Origin of the sequence: Pseudomonas sp. LS-2 (genome assembly GCF_003605735.1) — a bacterium.
Classification (GTDB): domain Bacteria; phylum Pseudomonadota; class Gammaproteobacteria; order Pseudomonadales; family Pseudomonadaceae; genus Aquipseudomonas.
In genome coordinates, this window is sequence record NZ_QXTJ01000022.1 from 174,195 (window position 1) to 188,994 (window position 14,800).

The following is a 14,800-nucleotide window of genomic DNA, read 5'->3' on the forward strand; positions in this document are numbered from 1 at the left end:
ATTAATCGGTCAGCCTCGGGTCGTTGTTTGCGCCAATGATCCCGCAGGTTCTGGCGCGGTACAAACAGATATTCCTGCCGCTATCGATGACTTTTCCGAATGAATTACCGACACCTCACGCCCTCCATGTCATTGCTGCTGGCTTTTGAAGCCGCGGCACGCCATGAGAGCTACACCCGCGCGGCCGTCGAGCTGTCCCTGACCCAGAGTGCAGTGAGTCGACAGGTTCAGGCGCTGGAACAGCAATTGGGCCTGACGCTGTTTCGTCGCGAGGGGCGACAAGTGCAACTGACCGATGTCGGGCGCCTGTATCAACGAGAAATGAGCGACGCCCTCGGACGCATCCGCAGCGCCACGTTGCAGGCGATGGCCTATCAATCCGGCGGCGGAACGCTGCGTCTGGCCACGCTGCCGACCTTTGGTTCGAAATGGCTGCTGCCGCGCCTGCACGACTTTTACAAGACCCATCCCGGCATGCTGGTGCACATCAATTCGCGGATTGACGCCATCGATTTCGAAACCAGTGGCATCGATGCGGCCATCGTCGTCGGCCGCAGCGATCTGCCGGGGCTGATCAGCCATCGCCTGCACGCCGAAGAACTGGTGGTGGTGATCTCACCGCAAACGGCGGGGACCCGTGCCGACTGGACCCCGGAACTCATCGCTGGAGAAATGCTGCTCAACGTGGCGAATAACCCCAATGTCTGGGGTGACTGGTTCAGCCATCATCGCCTGCCGCACCGAATGATGCGGCTGGGGGCAAGTTTCGAACTGACGTCGCACTTGATCCAGGCGGTCAGGGCCGGCATCGGCATCGGCCTGGTGCCACGGATTCTGGTGGCAGACGAACTGGCGAACGGCGAGTTGCTCAGCCTCGATCTTCCGTTCGCCAGCCAGCGCAGTTATTACCTGACCTATCCGCCGCGCAACGAGATGCTGCCTTCGTTGCAGGCGTTTCGCGCCTGGTTGCTGGAGCAGATCTGAGCGTTGGGGGCGTGTTCAGGACAGCCGCGAACTGGAGCGGCGAATGATCTTGATCGAGTGTTTGACGTTCGGCTTGCGGGTCACGCTGATGGCTCGCTGGGTCACGGTGTCGATGGTGATGTTCCAGAAGCCAGTGCTCGGGACGACGATTTTCGCTGGAAAACGATCGAAGGCGCCGCCGTGGTACGTGTGGCGTCCGCCATTCTTGAAGCTGCGAAAGTTGGCATCGCTCATGAGGCGGATATTGCAGGTGTTCGAACACTCGATCACCACGATATCGTCTTCGTTGAGGTGCTCGCGCTGGTGGATGAATTTCACTGAGGTTCCATAGGGGTCATGGCTAAAGCGCAAGGATATCACTCAAGCGCGCTAGACCGGAGGCGGCACGTCCTGTTCAGACCGACCGTCTACCTTGCGACCGTTCTGACGGCCGCAAAAAAGCCTGATCGGCAGAGGCGATCAGGCTCAGGGTTTCAGTCTTCCTCTTTGACGGTTGCCACCTCATCGGCGCGGACCTTCACGGTCTTGCCGGAGATGTCCTGAAACTCGTAGAAACCGTCCTTGCTCTTGGTCTTCGGTGCGTCCTTGGTCACATACTGCGTGCCGTTCTGCAATGTCACCACTGTGGACGTCGAGCACCCGACCAATACAGCGCTGCACGCCAAGGCGGCAAGCAGCCCCAACCCTTTGATGTTCATGCCGACTCCTCCATTTATTTCCGGTCACCGCAAACTCAATCGCCAACACAGCATCAGATTCACCTGATCGATTTTGGTTCGCTGGCCGGATTTCGCTCGCCGAAATTTGTCGGACGCACTTCGCTCGCTAGACAAGGGTATGAAAAATCTTCTAGCTGACATACCAGCCAAGTTTGTCCTACGCCAGTGTTGCGAAACGTCCCACACTGAAATACTGTATGCGCATACAGCAAAAACAAGGGATCACTTTCGTGTCTACATCCGCCGCTTCAGCCCCTGCGCTACCTGGCCCTTACGAACGTCTGGGCATTCGCATTCAGAAGATCATCAATTCTCCCACCGCGCAGAAATCCCGCTCGGCGTTGATCTTTCGTCTCGCTGACGAACTGGAAGACGACTGGAATCAGTTGCTGGAAGAAATTGCCGAAAACGATAACGTCACGCTCGCTTATAGAGACGATGGCGGCGTGCAGATCTTCTGGACCGTACCCAAGGAAGATTGAGCCAACGCCCTCGATTCCCCTCCCCGCATTCGAATTCGTAATCCGCCTCACTGGCGAGACGTGTCCGTCTCGCCTTCGCGTCAATCAGCCCGTCGTTGGAAAACCATGTTCAGATTTCTCGTTCCATTCCTGTTGGCCCTTTCTTTCCTGCAAAACGCTTACGCCGACGTCACTATCGGCACCTGGAACCTGGAGCACCTCAGCGTGCGACCCAACAAGGATTTTCAAGGCATCGCCAAGGTCGCTCAGAAAGCCGACTTCCTCGCCGTGCAGGAGTTGATGAACGAAGACGCGCTTGAAGCGCTGGCCAAGGAATTGACCAGACAGACCGGCAAGCACTGGAGCGCCATGGCTTCCCACGCGGTGGGTCGAAAGTCTTATAAGGAAATGTATGGATTTGTCTGGCGTGACGATGTGGTCGCCTACGAAGACGGCGCGGTGACCTATCTGGACCGCCACGACACTTTCGAGCGCGAGCCCTATTCTGCGCGGTTCAAGTCGCTCAAGGACGGCACAACGTTCGTGGTCGCAACCGTGCACATTCTGTACGGCAAGAGCCAGGCTGACCGCGCCTCGGAAATCACTGCGCTGTCCGACTACTGGAGCTGGCTGAAGGACACATACCCCGGCAACAACCAAATCATGCTGATGGGCGACTTCAACACACCACCGACCTCGCCCGCCTGGGACAATCTGGATGCCAGCGCCAAGCCGTTGGTACTCAACGGGGCCAGCACGCTATCGACCACTGACGGCAAGTTCGCCAATCTCTACGACAACATTTTCGTCAGCAAGAACACGGCGATTCGGGTGAACGACGTCCAGGTGTTCAACTACCCGAAGTTTCTGGGGATGACCCATGCCAAAGGGCGAGACAGCGTCTCAGATCATGCGCCAATCTTTCTCAAGGCCAGTCTCAGCGGTGGCAGCCCTTCGACAGCTTCCGCACAGCCACGAACGGCCCTGACCAATCCCATGAAGCCTGCTGCCGCGCCAAGTGGCAGCGGGAAGAACCTGACCGTGGCGATTCGAGGCAACAAGAAAACCATGATTTACCATCGCCCGGATTGCCCTTCGTATAACGCGATCTCCGAGAAGAACCGGGTCGAATTCGATACGGCGGCAGCCGCCGAAGCCCAACACTACCACCTGGCTGGCAATTGCCACTAACCCGCAAGCAGGATGCGTCTTGAGGAAACTCAGGGCCTCGATACGTTCTGTAGCAGCCCGGCTCGCCGGCGGCAGGGATCTCAACAACATCTCACCGACGAGCCGGACGGCTAAACCGTTTTTACTTGCGCGCCAGATCATGCTGAACACAGCCCTCGTAGTAGGTCTGTTTCACCGCCGCAGGCTTGAGACGTGAGGGGCTCTGGTAAGTTTGTTCGGTGATTCCAACTGCCATCTTGCGCATCCATGGCTTGGAGAATTTTCTGCCCTGCAGTTTCTTCCGTGCGCTGTACAGCGTAGTGCCCGAGAGTTTGGACTGCTGGGCCGCGCCTGCCATACCAGCGCCCCACTTGCACACTTCCAGGTCATTCTTGCTGATGCTTCGGGCCTGAGCAGGTAACGCTGCCGCCATCACGATCAATGCCAATACCCCTAACCCCACTCTGCGCATACGCCCTCGTCCCGGAATCGCCTGAAAAGAAAGGATTTTTCCAGAAAACCAGACGTTCGCGGGCCATCAGATTGCCTCTTTCCACAAAAGGTTTTTTCATTGCAACCTGTCACAGCGTGAGGAAAGGGACAGAGCCATCACCAACCCCCAAAAACGGGTATTTCACTGACGCTCCACCGCTCTGGAGAGGTGGGCTCACTCAAACAGATATGGCACATCGCCGCTGATCGGGAGGCGATTCAAAAGGTCATCAAACAGTGCAATTCTCTCGCTGTCGGTGGCCCGCGCAGCATGCGCAGGCCACTCGTCTCAGGCAGAGAAAACGCATCACGATCCCAGGCCCATGATGTATCAAGCATGCCTGTATCGGTCTCGAAATGAAGTGACGGCACCGCTGATTCACTGGGCGGTCATCCTGTCAGGTACATGGGGAAGTACTCAATTTCAGAGCGGCGTGCACGACGCCCAACAGGCCAGATGACAATGAATGAAGCTAAGGGTTTTGAAATTCATTACCGGTTTTTAGGCGAACCTAGGCACTTTTCTCACCATGCCAATCACCTGTGCGAGAGCGAAGCCTTGCATTTCGCAACCCTGCACGCAGGTGTCGGCAGTCTCGAAGGCAGCGTGGCCGCCGGTCCTCTCAGACTGGCCATGCTTCAAGCGGAGGGACTGGGCGTGACTCAGGTCAAGTGGAAACGGACCTGAGACGATAAAACTTCAAACAAACCCCTCACCTCGTGGTCGGTATTTACATGCAGCGCTCATGAACCAGCAAAGCGAGGTAAATATGACCATTGATAACGCGCTCAAGAAAGAAGTCCTGACCCGACTGTTGCACGCTCACCCGACCGGTCTCGGGAAAGAGGTGCTGGACAATTACAGAGGGGGCAATGCTGTGGCTGACACCCTCGAGCATTTGCAGAAAGCGGGGTTGATCCATGACGGCTGTGTCGACACCCCGGCCAAGGGCGAACGGCTGCTGAAATACCCGGTCAAGCTGAGTTCAGCCGGCGTCGATGCGGCGAAGCAATTGCAAGACTGAATGTGCGCACACAAAAAAACCGGCTTCGGCCGGTTTTTTCATGAAGAGGGGTTGGTGTTCTCCCCAAGTGCTGCCGATCTGATCATCCATGAGCCGGTCAGGCAGCAGCACTACAGGGGAACGAGAAGGAGCCTACAAGGTGCGTCGCTGTTCCGTCACTTACCCAATTGTGACTTTATTCGTCCAAATGTGAATTCGCCTTACACCGTCGGGTAGTCACCGGTGCCGTCCGGCCAGGGTGTCAGCAGTTCAAAGCCAGTGTGCGTCACTGCTACCATGTGCTCCCACTGTGCAGAGAGCGACTGATCTCGTGTGAGCACGGTCCAGCCGTCATCCAGCACGTGCGTCCCGGGTTTGCCAGCGTTGATCATCGGCTCGATGGTGAAGACCATTCCGGGCTTGAGCCTGAGGCCCTTGCCTGCGGCGCCATAGTGCAGCACCTGCGGTTCTTCATGGTATTTGCGACCGATGCCGTGGCCGCAGTATTCGCGCACCACGCTGAAGCCTTCCCGATAAGCCACCGTCTGTATCGCGTTGCCGATGTCGCCCAGCGTGGCGCCGGGCTTGACGGCATGGATGCCTGCCAGGGTGGCCTCGTAGGTGGTTTCCACCAGACGCCGGGCCAGCGGGCTGACTTCACCGACGTAGTACATGCGACTGGTGTCGCCATACCAGCCGTCCTTGATCACCGCGACATCGATATTGATGATGTCGCCATCCTTGAGAATATCGTCCGCCGACGGGATGCCATGGCAGACCACCGGGTTCGGCGAAATACAGGTGGNGTTCGTTGACGATGTAAGCGTTGCAGATATCATCCAGCGCTTCAGTGCTGATACCGGCCTTCACATACGGACCGATCATCGCCAATACATCGGCAGCCAAGCGCCCCGCCACTCGAAGCCCGACCAGATCGGCTTCGCTCTTGATACTGATGCTCATCGCGCCACCGCCCTGACTGGAACTTCGTTGGAGACAGCCTCGTCTGGCTGCGCGCTCAGCGACACATCGCCCGCTGCTTCGGCGCGGATCAGCAATTGGCAGATATCGCTATAATTCAAACCGGGATTGAGCTCGGCGAGCATTCCGACGCGCATCCAGTGCTCGGCCTGAGCGTTGATGGAACGGCTCAACGCTGCGCTGGCCGAGCGGATATTGTCGTGCATCTGTTCTGAAATCTTGACCAGCCCCATACGTTTGACCTCGCGAATAATATACGAAGCATATACATCTCATATATTCGTTCGCAAGGGGGCGGTCGCAGCGCCAAGCAGGCCATTCACGCGGAGGGCGACGCGGAACCCTCCATCGCGCATTCGGACAGCGAAGTGGCCAATTGCGAAATCGCTTCCCGATCATCCTCGCTGAGCGCCCGATAATGGGTGATGATCGCCCGCTCGGCGTCATTCAGGGTATCGGTGGAAATGGGTGTTCGCTTTCCGGAGAGCACATAGAGGACGTCGACCCCCTTCTTGCCCAACGCCGCAAGGTAGTCGGAACGCGGGATGCGCTCACCGCTTTCGTACTTGCCCTGGGCATTGGCCTCCACCCCGCCAATCGCACCAAACTCCTGTTGCGACAGTCCGAGGCTTTTACGTTCTTCCTTAAGGCGTGAACCAAGATCTTTCATAAACATGGGCCTCGAATTTGACTATGTTTAATGCAAGACCCCATTGGTCCGGGGGAGTTGCGGTCTACCCGACATTTGTTCAAGCTGCGCGCTTTTCGGCCTCAGGATATGCCTGGGGTGGCCGATAGACTCGATGGACAGCTTGTCATTTTTTCATGGCAACCCGATTTCTGCAGTTCGGAGAACCAGACGTGATTACATTTTTGCTCGGTTGGTGCGTTCTATCGGTCATCGGGACTCTGATTGCCCTGAGCCTGATCAGAACCGGCAAACAGCGCCAGCCTGAAGCCGACAGCCTCCCGGCTCAGGAAGGCGCGGTGACCTCAGCCTCGCCTTGCAAGTCTTGAGTGAACATTAGAGGTTCTTCACCCTAAGCCTGTTGAGTCCTCGAGGGTGAAATCATTCCGCTGCGTACGGTCCAGCCTCGGTGGCAGCGGGCGCTCCCATGGAGACCGATGACAGGTCGACTTGAGTCGCGCTGAACTGGCGCACGCCGGCGGCCAGCGCGAGAAAATCCTCTCGCTGCATTTCGTTGCCCCATACGCTGCTGAAGGTGGGCTCTGCGGTCCGAACGGCCGCCTGAACGGTGAAGGCAAAGCGGGTGTCGGCTTGATTCATCTGCATGATCGGTCCCTTTCTCACTGGATACTGTTTGGATATACAGTATTTTTATCAGCTTCCAAACGCAAGCCTCGAATCGACGAGTGGTCATTCCTTTGCCTGATGTCCGGGATAAGCAGAGGGCGTGCGCATTCCATCAGTGCATGGACCTGAAGCAGCATCAGGCAAGAACCGTGCAGTATTCGAATACCGCTTGCACCGTCCTCGCCAGTAGCCTGCAACAGATGACCGGCCGCCCTGCTGATCCCAGCCCCCTCGCCGGTCCGGGAGGCACGACCATGAAAACCCTCATCGCGTTTGTCGTAACGCTGATGCTCGCCGCCGTCAGCGCCAGCGCCCTGGCAATGCCATGCGGCAAAGCAAGCAGATCATCTGGAGAAGTACTCGACAGCCAGCACCTGATGCCGCTGCACGTGGCCCAGCAAGGCCCGGTTGCGCTGAAGCGCCCGGGCAGGTTGCCCAAGCTTGCGAGCTAGACACTGGCCAGCGCTTTGAGACGCGCCAGATCATCCGCTGACAGAACGATGCCCTCGGCCAGGCATTTTTCCCGCTGGCGATAGCGACGATCACCTGGCATGCGTTGTTGACCGACGCCATGCATCTGCCTGACCAGCGATTCGCTGCGCTGGGCGAAAGCCTGGCCGCTGCCCTTGTCGGGGTCGATGACGATGATCGTCTGTCCGGTCCATGGCGTCTGCGCACCGGGTTTGCTGGACATGTCGAATTCAAACGAGAAATTGCCCCCCGTCAGTGCAGCCGACAGCAGTTCGACCATCATCGACAGCGCCGAGCCTTTGTACCCTCCGAACGGCAACAACGCTCCGCCGTCGAGAATCGCCTTGGGGTCTTCGGTCGGCTGACCGTCGCGATCCACCCCCATGCCCGGGGGTAACAGGCGCCCTTCCCTGGCTGCGATCTGCACATCACCGTGGGCGATGGCGCTGGTGGCCATGTCAAACACGATGGGCTGCCCGTCGGCCCTTGGGGCGGCAAAGGCGATGGGGTTGGTGCCGAACAGCGGCTTGTGGGCATCGTGGGGCACCACGCAGGTCATGCTGTTGACCACACTCAAGGCGACCAGGCCTTGCTGGGCAAACGGTTCGACGTCTGGCCACAAGGCTGCAAAGTGGTGGGAGTTGCGGATCGCCAGAATCGCGATCCCTGCCGTTCTGGCCTTTTCGATCAACAGACTCTTGGCCGCCTGCATCGCCGGTTGAGCGAATCCGCCACCCGCGTCCACCCGTACGAAACCGGCACCGACGTCTTCGATCACCGGCACTGCCTGACCGTCAACCCAGCCCGCCGCCAGCGACGACAGATACCCTTTGATGCGAAAGATCCCGTGACTGTGCGAACCGTCGCGCTCGGCACTGGCGCAGTTCTCGGCGAGCACGGCCGCCACGTCTGCCGAGGTGCCATGGCGCAGGAAGATCTGGCGCAGCAGCTCGGTCAAGTCGTTGAAAGCGATCGTCTGGGTTGCATCGGGTTCACGGGTTGAGGACATCTGAAGCTCCGGTGTGATTATTGGAAGTGGAAGCCAAACAGAACGCAAACAGGCGCTCGGAGATTACTGCTCCCCAGGCGTCGGGTAAACCGCATCCGTTGTGTGCCCACCCACGCCTGTGGCGTTGCGGGGCGCTACGAGCCCCTTGCCTTGCGCTCGGGTGTGTCTGGCAATTATTCCGATTTCACCTGCAAGCCTCAGGCCAGAGGGTTCGCCCAGGGGCTCCTGATTCCGATCACCCAAGACGCTTCTGGAAAAACAGCCGCTGATGCCCCGGCGGGTAGTCGGTCAGATGACCGAACGCCTCATAGCCGTGTTTGCGATAGAAGTCAGGGGCCTGGAAGTCGAAGGTGTCGAGCCAGATACCCACGCAGTTGCGCTCGCGGGCGAAGTCTTCAGCCATCTCCATCAGTTGGCTACCCAGGCGTTGGCCACGTACCTGCTCGGGCACCACCAGCAGTTCGATGAACAACCAGCGATAGAGGATTCGCCCGTGGAGGCCGCCGAGCACTGCATCGGTGAGTTCGTCGCGTACGAAGAACGCGAACTTCTCCGACAGCCCGTCGCCCGCCATTGCGGCGTTGTAAGCCCTCAGGGGTTCAAGGATCTGTAGACGTTCGTCTTCGCTGGGGTTGCTCTTGAATTCAATCCGGGCACGCATGCGTCGCTTCCTGCTGACGGGGAATGGGAACGCAAGGGTGTCGGATTCGCAGAAGCGCGTAAAGGGAGAGCAGTGGGAGTCACCGGGCGGTGCTCCCACGCGGGGATCGGGACGCAGGTAAATCAGTCCTTTTGATCGCGCACGATGTTGCCGGAGGTGCCATCGATGCGGAATTCGTAGGTCAGGCTGTCGGCCTTGCGACCCTCACCTTCCCAGTAGCCATTGTCATCGGCTTCGATCTTGTAGATCTCGGTATAACCCGACGACTTGGCTTTTTCGATCGCTTTCTCGATGGTGATCCAGCCTGGGCCTGGTTTATCGGCCAGCGCGAACGGGGCAGTGGCCAGAGCGGCGGTGGCAAGGACGGCAGCGGCGACGCTTTTCAAGTTGATGGTCTTGATCATTTTTGAACTCCATTTCCCTTTGCGGGCTTTATGACATGCGATTTTTTGGGGTTCAGGGGGCAAAAAATAGTTCAGGCGAGGTTGTGTAACGGCGTGATGCAAATGCGCCACCGAAGACCGAGTCAAAGCGGCCCTCTCAACACAACCCCGCACAAACGAACTATCAGTGCTTGACCTTGCGACGCAGAATGCCGTTCAACACGACCACGACCACCGCGACGAAGATAGCGATGTATTGAAAGGTCTTCTCGTCGAGCACGCCGATGCTCTGCAAGTGCGACAGGCCGAGCATGATTACCAGCACGCTCAAGGCAATGATGATCGAGTAAATCAGACGCTGTTTGTTGGTCATTACGGGTTTCCTGAAAACGGGTCGAGATCAATTGCACGGCGCAAACGCGCCCGACATGTTACGCCGTCACGGCGCCGCTGGCACGTCGTCGCACTCGGGGCAACCTGCGGCGAAGCGTCTCGGTCGAGGTTCGTTGTCACCTTGGCGTGGTTTAATACGCGCATCTTGTGAGAAATTACCCAGTTTTGTAAGGAGTTCCCAATGCCCCATGAAGGCAGCCTGTTGCAGGCCGCAGTCGTGTTTTTGCTCGCCGCCGTCGTGACCGTCCCCTTGGCCAAGCGCCTGCAACTGGGCGCCGTGATCGGTTATCTGATCGCAGGCGTGATCATCGGCCCCGCAGGTCTGGGTCTGATCGGTAACCCCGAAAGCGTCGCGCACTTTTCTGAACTCGGCGTGGTGTTGCTGCTGTTCATCATCGGCCTGGAGCTGTCGCCCAAGCGTTTGTGGGTCATGCGCAAGTCCGTGTTTGGCGTCGGCCTGGCACAGGTGCTGCTCACCGGGGTGGTGATCGGCACTGTCGCCCTCCTCGGTTTCGGCCAGCCGCTGAACACGTCGGTGGTGCTGGGTCTGGGCCTGGCGCTGTCGTCCACCGCATTCGGCCTGCAGAGCCTGGCCGAGCGCAAGGAATTGAACGCCCCACATGGCAGGCTGGCCTTCGCCATTCTGCTGTTTCAGGACATCGCCGCCATTCCGCTGATCGCACTGGTTCCGATGCTTGCGGGCGGTGAACACAACCCCACTTCCGCCGACTCGCTGCGTCACGGCCTGGAAGTCCTCGGCGGCATCGCGGTGGTGGTGATCGGCGGGCGGTATCTGCTGCGACCGGTCTTTCGCATCGTCGCCAAGACCGGCCTGCAGGAAGTGTCCACCGCCACCGCGTTGCTGGTGGTGATCGGCACCGCGTGGCTGATGGATCTGGTGGGCGTTTCCATGGCCCTTGGCGCCTTCCTCGCCGGCTTGCTGCTGGCTGATTCGGAATACCGCCACGAGCTGGAATCGCAGATCGAACCCTTCAAGGGACTTCTGCTGGGGCTGTTCTTTATCAGCGTCGGCATGGGCGCCAACCTCAGTTTGCTGTTCGATTCGCCAGTCACGGTACTGGCCTTGACCCTGCTGTTGATCGCGCTCAAATTCCCGCTGCTGTTCTTCGTCGGGCGTCTGGCGGGAGGGCTGGGTAAGCAGAGCGCGCTGCGCTTGGGGCTGGTACTCGCGGCGGGGGGTGAATTCGCCTTCGTGGTCTTCAGCATCGGCCGCGATAAAGGGCTGTTCGATGCCAACCTCTACGACACGCTGGTGCTGACCATTACCCTGTCGATGGCCCTCACTCCGCTGCTGTTGCTGGTGATGGCGCGCTGGCTCAAGCCCAAGCCGGTGGTCAAGGAAGTGCCCGAGGCGTACCGGGAAATCGAGTCCGACGACCCGCGTGTGGTCATCGCCGGCATGGGCCGGATGGGCCAGATCGTGGCGCGTATCCTGCGCGCCCAGAACATCCCGTTCGTTGCGCTGGACACGTCGGTGGAAACCATCGAATTCACCCGCAGTTTCGGCAATGTCCCGGTGTTCTACGGCGACCCGCTGCGCCCTGAAATCCTGCGTGCAGCCAAGGTCGATCAGGCGGAATTCTTCGTGATCGCCACCGACGATCCCGACACCAACATCAAGACCGCCGAACTGGTGCGCAAGCTCTATCCGCACCTGAAGATCATTGCCCGGGCCCGTAACCGTCAGCACGTTCACCGTCTGCTGGACCTGGACGCCCAGGCCGTGCGGGAAACCTTCTACTCAAGCCTCGAGATGACCCGCCGTACGTTGATCGGTCTGGGGCTGAGCGAGGCTCAGGCAGCGGCGCGGATCAACCGCTTCAAGCGTCACGACGAACAGGTGCTCAACCGTCAGCACCTGATCTACGACGACGCAGCGAAGGTCATGCAGAGCGCACTGGAAGCAAGAACCGAACTGGCGCAACTGTTCGAGTCCGACCGCATGGACGAGGAAGCCGAAGCCGCTAAACACTAGAGCGGCTCAGCGGCTCAGCGCGACCACGAATTCGAGAAAGGCGCGCACCTTGGCCGGGGGCAAGTGCCGCGACGGGTACAACGCATACAGCGGAAAGTACTCGTCCGGCCAGTCCGGGAACAGCTCGATCAATCGGCCCTCGCGCACCGCCGATTCCACTCCCAGTTCCAGCACCTGCGCCACTGCCTGGCCTTCCTCGCACACCCTGTGCATGGTTCCGACATCGTTGACCATCAAGCGCCTACGGGTGTTGACGAACAATCGCTCGGCCCCTCGATGAAACTCCCACGGATACGGTCGGCCGGTCTGTGAATCGCGAAAATCAATGCAGACATGCTCCGGGCTTTCCAGGTCGGTGGGATGCTGGGGTCTGCCGTGTTTCTTAAGATAGGCGGGGGACGCCACGGTCAATACACGGGTCTTGAGCAACTGCCGACCAATCAGCGAAGAAGACGGTTGCTCGCCGAAGCGCACCGCCAGATCAACGCCATCGGCTACCAGATCTCCCAACTGCTCGCGGGTGACCAGATCCAGCTCCAGCTCAGGATAGGTGGCCATGAAATCGCCCAGCGCCGGGGCCAGAATCAATCGCGAAAAGTACGGATCGACGTTCACCCGCAGGCGACCGCGAACCGCCGTAGCGCTGCCGGACGCCAGCGAAGCCGCCTCTTCAAGCCCCGCCAACAATGGCGCAATTTCTTCATAGAGGCGCCGACCTTCGTCGGTCAACTTGACCGAGCGCGTGGTCCGATCAAACAGGCGAATTCCCAGTCGGGTTTCGAGCCGGGCTATGGCGCGGCTGACGCCAGACTGAGTCATGTCCAGTACGTCAGCGGCCTTGACGAAGCTGCCGGTATCGACCACCGCCGACAACACACCCATGCCACTGGCCAAGCGTCCATCGAAGCTCATTAATGATTCCCCGGCATGTATTCAATGACATCCATGCTATCGGAGAACCAGGGCCCACGATGCAATAATTCTCGCAACGGCGGCGGTGCGTCGCCCTTCCTGAGGAGTTGGCATGTACACGATCATGGGCGTTACCGGGCAAGTGGGCAGTGTAGTGGCGAACCACCTGCTGGGCGCAGGCAAGCCGGTCCGGGCGGTGGTTCGCAGCGCTGAAAAAGGCCAGGCATGGGCCGCCAAGGGCTGTACAACGGCGATTGCGGATGTCGACGATGTGTCGGCCTTGACCCGCGCGTTTCAGAACAGCACAGCGGTGTTCGTCCTCTTGCCGCCCAACTTCTCACCCACAGAGGGCTTCCCGGAAACCCGCAAAGTCATCGCCAACATTCATGAGGCACTGGCCAACACCCAGCCTGGCAAAGTCGTGTGTATTTCCACCATCGGCGCTCAGGCCACGCAACCCAATCTGCTCAATCAGCTACAACTGCTGGAAAAAAGCTTGAGCATGCTGGAACTGCCGGTGACTTTTCTGCGCCCCGGCTGGTTCATGGAAAATTGCCTGTGGGACGTCGAACCGGCAATCCAGACCGGAGTGATCCCCAGTTTTCTGCAACCGTTGGACAAGCCGGTACCGATGATCGCCACCGCCGACGTCGGTCGGGTCGCGGCCGAGCTTCTGCAGGAGCAATGGTTCGGCAAACGGATTGTCGAGTTGGAGGGTGAAACACCGGTCACACCGAACCAGATCGCCGAGACCTTCAGCGAATTATTGGGCAAACCGGTCAAGATGCAGAGCGTGCCTCGTGAGACCTGGCAGGCGCTGTTCACCGCTCAGGGCATGAGCAATCCAGTGCCGCGCATGCAAATGCTTGACGGTTTCAACGAAGGCTGGATTCGTTTTGAGGGCCTGCCGCGTAAAGGCCGCGTCGATCTGACGAGCGTGCTGAAAGGGCTGCTCGCACGCCAGGCATGATCAAGCCTCGCGCGACGCCTTCACATGTTCGATGAAGCGCGTGACCGCCGGCGCTTTTTCGTAGCGCCGGTGGATCAGCGACAGGTATGAAGTCGGGTGACAGTCTTCGATGCGCCTGAACACTACGTTCGGCAAGTTGATGTGATCGACGACCGACTCTGGCACCACCGCCACGCCCTGCCCCAGGCTGACCAACGCGACCACCNCCGCCTTGGGCCGCGACGTCGAGCGTCCCGGAAATCTGCTCGGGGAGGATGAAGGTCTCGTTCTGCAAATGCATCGCGCTGATCGTCTTGAGCTTGCACAGCCAGGAGCTGTCCGGCAGTGCCAGGGCAAACCCTTCGGTCAACAGCTTCACCGCGCTGACAGAGTCTGGCAGGCTCATGGGTGAGCGAATGAAGCCCACGTCCAGCCGTCCTTCCTCGATCATCCGTGGCAAGGCCGGCATCAGGTATTCGGTGATATTGAAATCGACGTCGCTGTAGCGCTGACGAAACTCGCCCACCTGGCGTTGCAACACGCCCGAAAACACCGCCGAGGCCACGTACCCCAGTTCGATTTTCCCCGCCTCGCCACGCCCGGCGCGCTGCACGTTGTACTGCGCGGTTTCGAACTGACGCACCGCCAGCTCCGCTTCGATCTGCAAGGCGCGACCTGCGTCGGTCAGGCGCACCTCCCGTTGTTCGCGCACGAACAGGCGAGTGCCGAGGGCGCTTTCCAGATCCTGAATCTGCCGTGTCAGGGTCGGCGGCGCGATGCCCAGCTGTTCGGCGGCACGGGTGAAATGTCGATGCCGGGCAACGGCGAGAAAATAGCGAAAGTGACGGATTTCCATGAGTCGTTACCTGACAGGTAATGAAATTGCTGGATGCGGGTAAC

General features: G+C 59.3%; 21 protein-coding genes and 2 pseudogenes. 8 read left to right on the forward strand and 15 right to left on the reverse strand.

What is annotated here, in order from left to right; translation table 11 throughout:
- Positions 1-99: 99 nt before the first annotated feature.
- Positions 100-984: a LysR substrate-binding domain-containing protein gene (locus D3M70_RS13450; RefSeq protein WP_120126234.1), complete on the forward strand. Its 885-nt coding sequence runs from the start codon at positions 100-102 to the stop codon at positions 982-984.
- Between the two features lie 15 nt (positions 985-999).
- Here D3M70_RS13450 and D3M70_RS13455 read toward each other — a convergent pair whose 3' ends face one another.
- On the reverse strand, positions 1,000-1,302 hold the full coding sequence (locus D3M70_RS13455) for a DUF1883 domain-containing protein (protein ID WP_120126235.1): 303 nt from the start codon (positions 1,300-1,302) through the stop codon (positions 1,000-1,002).
- 155 nt (positions 1,303-1,457) lie between these two features.
- Positions 1,458-1,682, reverse strand: a complete 225-nt coding sequence (locus tag D3M70_RS13460) for a YgdI/YgdR family lipoprotein (protein WP_120126236.1) — start codon at positions 1,680-1,682, stop codon at positions 1,458-1,460.
- 218 nt (positions 1,683-1,900) lie between these two features.
- On the opposite strand from D3M70_RS13460, the gene D3M70_RS13465 reads away from it, so the two are divergent.
- Both D3M70_RS13465 and D3M70_RS13470 read left to right on the forward strand, forming a co-directional pair.
- Positions 1,901-2,185: a DUF1654 domain-containing protein gene (locus tag D3M70_RS13465; RefSeq protein ID WP_165869797.1), complete on the forward strand. Its 285-nt coding sequence runs from the start codon at positions 1,901-1,903 to the stop codon at positions 2,183-2,185.
- A gap of 105 nt (positions 2,186-2,290) precedes the next feature.
- Positions 2,291-3,355, forward strand: a complete 1,065-nt coding sequence (locus D3M70_RS13470; protein WP_120126237.1) for an endonuclease/exonuclease/phosphatase family protein — start codon at positions 2,291-2,293, stop codon at positions 3,353-3,355.
- A 121-nt stretch (positions 3,356-3,476) separates the two neighbouring features.
- Here D3M70_RS13470 and D3M70_RS13475 read toward each other — a convergent pair whose 3' ends face one another.
- The gene (locus D3M70_RS13475) at positions 3,477-3,806 is read right to left on the reverse strand and encodes a hypothetical protein (protein WP_120126238.1); all 330 of its coding nucleotides are present in this window, start codon (positions 3,804-3,806) and stop codon (positions 3,477-3,479) included.
- A gap of 483 nt (positions 3,807-4,289) precedes the next feature.
- Here D3M70_RS13475 and D3M70_RS13480 point away from each other — a divergent pair, with 483 nt between their 5' ends.
- On the forward strand, positions 4,290-4,514 hold the full coding sequence (locus D3M70_RS13480; protein ID WP_120126239.1) for a DUF6555 family protein: 225 nt from the start codon (positions 4,290-4,292) through the stop codon (positions 4,512-4,514).
- Between the two features lie 82 nt (positions 4,515-4,596).
- Positions 4,597-4,851, forward strand: coding sequence for a hypothetical protein (locus D3M70_RS13485; RefSeq protein WP_120126298.1), 255 nt, complete (start codon positions 4,597-4,599; stop codon positions 4,849-4,851).
- 200 nt (positions 4,852-5,051) lie between these two features.
- Here D3M70_RS13485 and map read toward each other — a convergent pair.
- From map to D3M70_RS13510, 5 genes and pseudogenes are all read right to left on the reverse strand, one after another.
- A partial coding sequence (gene map, locus D3M70_RS13490; protein WP_256659835.1) for a type I methionyl aminopeptidase occupies positions 5,052-5,635 on the reverse strand: 584 nt, incomplete at its 5' end.
- A gap of 1 nt (position 5,636) precedes the next feature.
- A pseudogene (locus D3M70_RS33160) lies at positions 5,637-5,793 on the reverse strand (type I methionyl aminopeptidase); the annotation flags it as partial.
- The gene (locus tag D3M70_RS13495; RefSeq protein WP_120126240.1) at positions 5,790-6,044 is read right to left on the reverse strand and encodes a ParD-like family protein; all 255 of its coding nucleotides are present in this window, start codon (positions 6,042-6,044) and stop codon (positions 5,790-5,792) included. The pseudogene D3M70_RS33160 and the gene D3M70_RS13495, both read right to left, overlap by 4 nt.
- Positions 6,045-6,130: 86 nt before the next feature.
- Positions 6,131-6,481 carry a helix-turn-helix domain-containing protein gene (locus D3M70_RS13500; RefSeq protein WP_120126241.1) on the reverse strand — a complete coding sequence of 117 codons (351 nt, stop codon included), beginning with the start codon at positions 6,479-6,481 and terminating at the stop codon, positions 6,131-6,133.
- 399 nt (positions 6,482-6,880) lie between these two features.
- Positions 6,881-7,105 carry a hypothetical protein gene (locus tag D3M70_RS13510; protein WP_120126243.1) on the reverse strand — a complete coding sequence of 75 codons (225 nt, stop codon included), beginning with the start codon at positions 7,103-7,105 and terminating at the stop codon, positions 6,881-6,883.
- Between the two features lie 275 nt (positions 7,106-7,380).
- Here D3M70_RS13510 and D3M70_RS31715 point away from each other — a divergent pair, with 275 nt between their 5' ends.
- Positions 7,381-7,578 (forward strand): hypothetical protein, encoded by a 198-nt coding sequence (locus D3M70_RS31715; RefSeq protein ID WP_133306468.1) that lies wholly within the window; start codon positions 7,381-7,383, stop codon positions 7,576-7,578.
- On the opposite strand, the gene D3M70_RS13520 is transcribed toward D3M70_RS31715, so the two are convergent.
- The 4 genes from D3M70_RS13520 to D3M70_RS13535 form a co-directional block, all read right to left on the reverse strand.
- Positions 7,575-8,606, reverse strand: a complete 1,032-nt coding sequence (locus tag D3M70_RS13520) for an Ldh family oxidoreductase (protein ID WP_120126245.1) — start codon at positions 8,604-8,606, stop codon at positions 7,575-7,577. The two genes, D3M70_RS31715 and D3M70_RS13520, sit on opposite strands and share 4 nt — an antisense overlap.
- A 235-nt stretch (positions 8,607-8,841) precedes the next feature.
- Complete coding sequence (locus D3M70_RS13525) at positions 8,842-9,267, reverse strand: GNAT family N-acetyltransferase (protein ID WP_120126246.1); 426 nt, start codon at positions 9,265-9,267, stop codon at positions 8,842-8,844.
- Positions 9,268-9,389: 122 nt separating this feature from the next.
- Positions 9,390-9,671: a PepSY domain-containing protein gene (locus D3M70_RS13530; RefSeq protein WP_120126247.1), complete on the reverse strand. Its 282-nt coding sequence runs from the start codon at positions 9,669-9,671 to the stop codon at positions 9,390-9,392.
- A gap of 163 nt (positions 9,672-9,834) precedes the next feature.
- Positions 9,835-10,023, reverse strand: a complete 189-nt coding sequence (locus D3M70_RS13535) for a hypothetical protein (RefSeq protein ID WP_120126248.1) — start codon at positions 10,021-10,023, stop codon at positions 9,835-9,837.
- A 201-nt stretch (positions 10,024-10,224) separates the two neighbouring features.
- Here D3M70_RS13535 and D3M70_RS13540 point away from each other — a divergent pair, with 201 nt between their 5' ends.
- On the forward strand, positions 10,225-12,039 hold the full coding sequence (locus D3M70_RS13540; protein ID WP_120126249.1) for a monovalent cation:proton antiporter-2 (CPA2) family protein: 1,815 nt from the start codon (positions 10,225-10,227) through the stop codon (positions 12,037-12,039).
- 6 nt (positions 12,040-12,045) lie between these two features.
- On the opposite strand, the gene D3M70_RS13545 is transcribed toward D3M70_RS13540, so the two are convergent.
- Positions 12,046-12,951, reverse strand: coding sequence for a LysR family transcriptional regulator (locus tag D3M70_RS13545; protein WP_120126250.1), 906 nt, complete (start codon positions 12,949-12,951; stop codon positions 12,046-12,048).
- A 112-nt stretch (positions 12,952-13,063) separates the two neighbouring features.
- On the opposite strand from D3M70_RS13545, the gene D3M70_RS13550 reads away from it, so the two are divergent.
- A complete protein-coding gene (locus tag D3M70_RS13550) occupies positions 13,064-13,921 on the forward strand; it encodes an NmrA family NAD(P)-binding protein (RefSeq protein WP_120126251.1) in 858 nt (285 codons plus the stop codon).
- Here the strand turns inward: D3M70_RS13550 and D3M70_RS33165 are convergent.
- Together D3M70_RS33165 and D3M70_RS13555 are read right to left on the reverse strand one after the other, a co-directional pair.
- The coding region (locus D3M70_RS33165) for a LysR substrate-binding domain-containing protein (protein ID WP_256659836.1) at positions 13,922-14,126 on the reverse strand (205 nt) is incomplete at its 5' end.
- A gap of 1 nt (position 14,127) precedes the next feature.
- Positions 14,128-14,756: pseudogene (locus D3M70_RS13555) on the reverse strand (LysR family transcriptional regulator); the annotation flags it as partial.
- Positions 14,757-14,800: the final 44 nt, after the last annotated feature.

Bases quoted from the DNA above. Each gene is read 5' to 3' on its own strand.
- D3M70_RS13475 (WP_120126238.1), bottom strand. From the start codon at position 3,806: ATGCGCAGAGTGGGGTTAGGGGTATTGGCATTGATCGTGATGGCGGCA.
- D3M70_RS13535 (WP_120126248.1), bottom strand. From the start codon at position 10,023: ATGACCAACAAACAGCGTCTGATTTACTCGATCATCATTGCCTTGAGC.
- D3M70_RS13480 (WP_120126239.1), top strand. From the start codon at position 4,290: ATGAATGAAGCTAAGGGTTTTGAAATTCATTACCGGTTTTTAGGCGAA.
- D3M70_RS13495 (WP_120126240.1), bottom strand. From the start codon at position 6,044: ATGGGGCTGGTCAAGATTTCAGAACAGATGCACGACAATATCCGCTCG.
- D3M70_RS13520 (WP_120126245.1), bottom strand. From the start codon at position 8,606: ATGTCCTCAACCCGTGAACCCGATGCAACCCAGACGATCGCTTTCAAC.
- D3M70_RS13485 (WP_120126298.1), top strand. From the start codon at position 4,597: ATGACCATTGATAACGCGCTCAAGAAAGAAGTCCTGACCCGACTGTTG.
- D3M70_RS13530 (WP_120126247.1), bottom strand. From the start codon at position 9,671: ATGATCAAGACCATCAACTTGAAAAGCGTCGCCGCTGCCGTCCTTGCC.
- D3M70_RS13460 (WP_120126236.1), bottom strand. From the start codon at position 1,682: ATGAACATCAAAGGGTTGGGGCTGCTTGCCGCCTTGGCGTGCAGCGCT.
- D3M70_RS13510 (WP_120126243.1), bottom strand. From the start codon at position 7,105: ATGCAGATGAATCAAGCCGACACCCGCTTTGCCTTCACCGTTCAGGCG.
- D3M70_RS13450 (WP_120126234.1), top strand. From the start codon at position 100: ATGAATTACCGACACCTCACGCCCTCCATGTCATTGCTGCTGGCTTTT.
- D3M70_RS13525 (WP_120126246.1), bottom strand. From the start codon at position 9,267: ATGCGTGCCCGGATTGAATTCAAGAGCAACCCCAGCGAAGACGAACGT.
- D3M70_RS13465 (WP_165869797.1), top strand. From the start codon at position 1,901: ATGCGCATACAGCAAAAACAAGGGATCACTTTCGTGTCTACATCCGCC.
- D3M70_RS31715 (WP_133306468.1), top strand. From the start codon at position 7,381: ATGAAAACCCTCATCGCGTTTGTCGTAACGCTGATGCTCGCCGCCGTC.
- D3M70_RS13540 (WP_120126249.1), top strand. From the start codon at position 10,225: ATGCCCCATGAAGGCAGCCTGTTGCAGGCCGCAGTCGTGTTTTTGCTC.
- D3M70_RS13470 (WP_120126237.1), top strand. From the start codon at position 2,291: ATGTTCAGATTTCTCGTTCCATTCCTGTTGGCCCTTTCTTTCCTGCAA.
- D3M70_RS13500 (WP_120126241.1), bottom strand. From the start codon at position 6,481: ATGAAAGATCTTGGTTCACGCCTTAAGGAAGAACGTAAAAGCCTCGGA.
- D3M70_RS13550 (WP_120126251.1), top strand. From the start codon at position 13,064: ATGTACACGATCATGGGCGTTACCGGGCAAGTGGGCAGTGTAGTGGCG.
- D3M70_RS13545 (WP_120126250.1), bottom strand. From the start codon at position 12,951: ATGAGCTTCGATGGACGCTTGGCCAGTGGCATGGGTGTGTTGTCGGCG.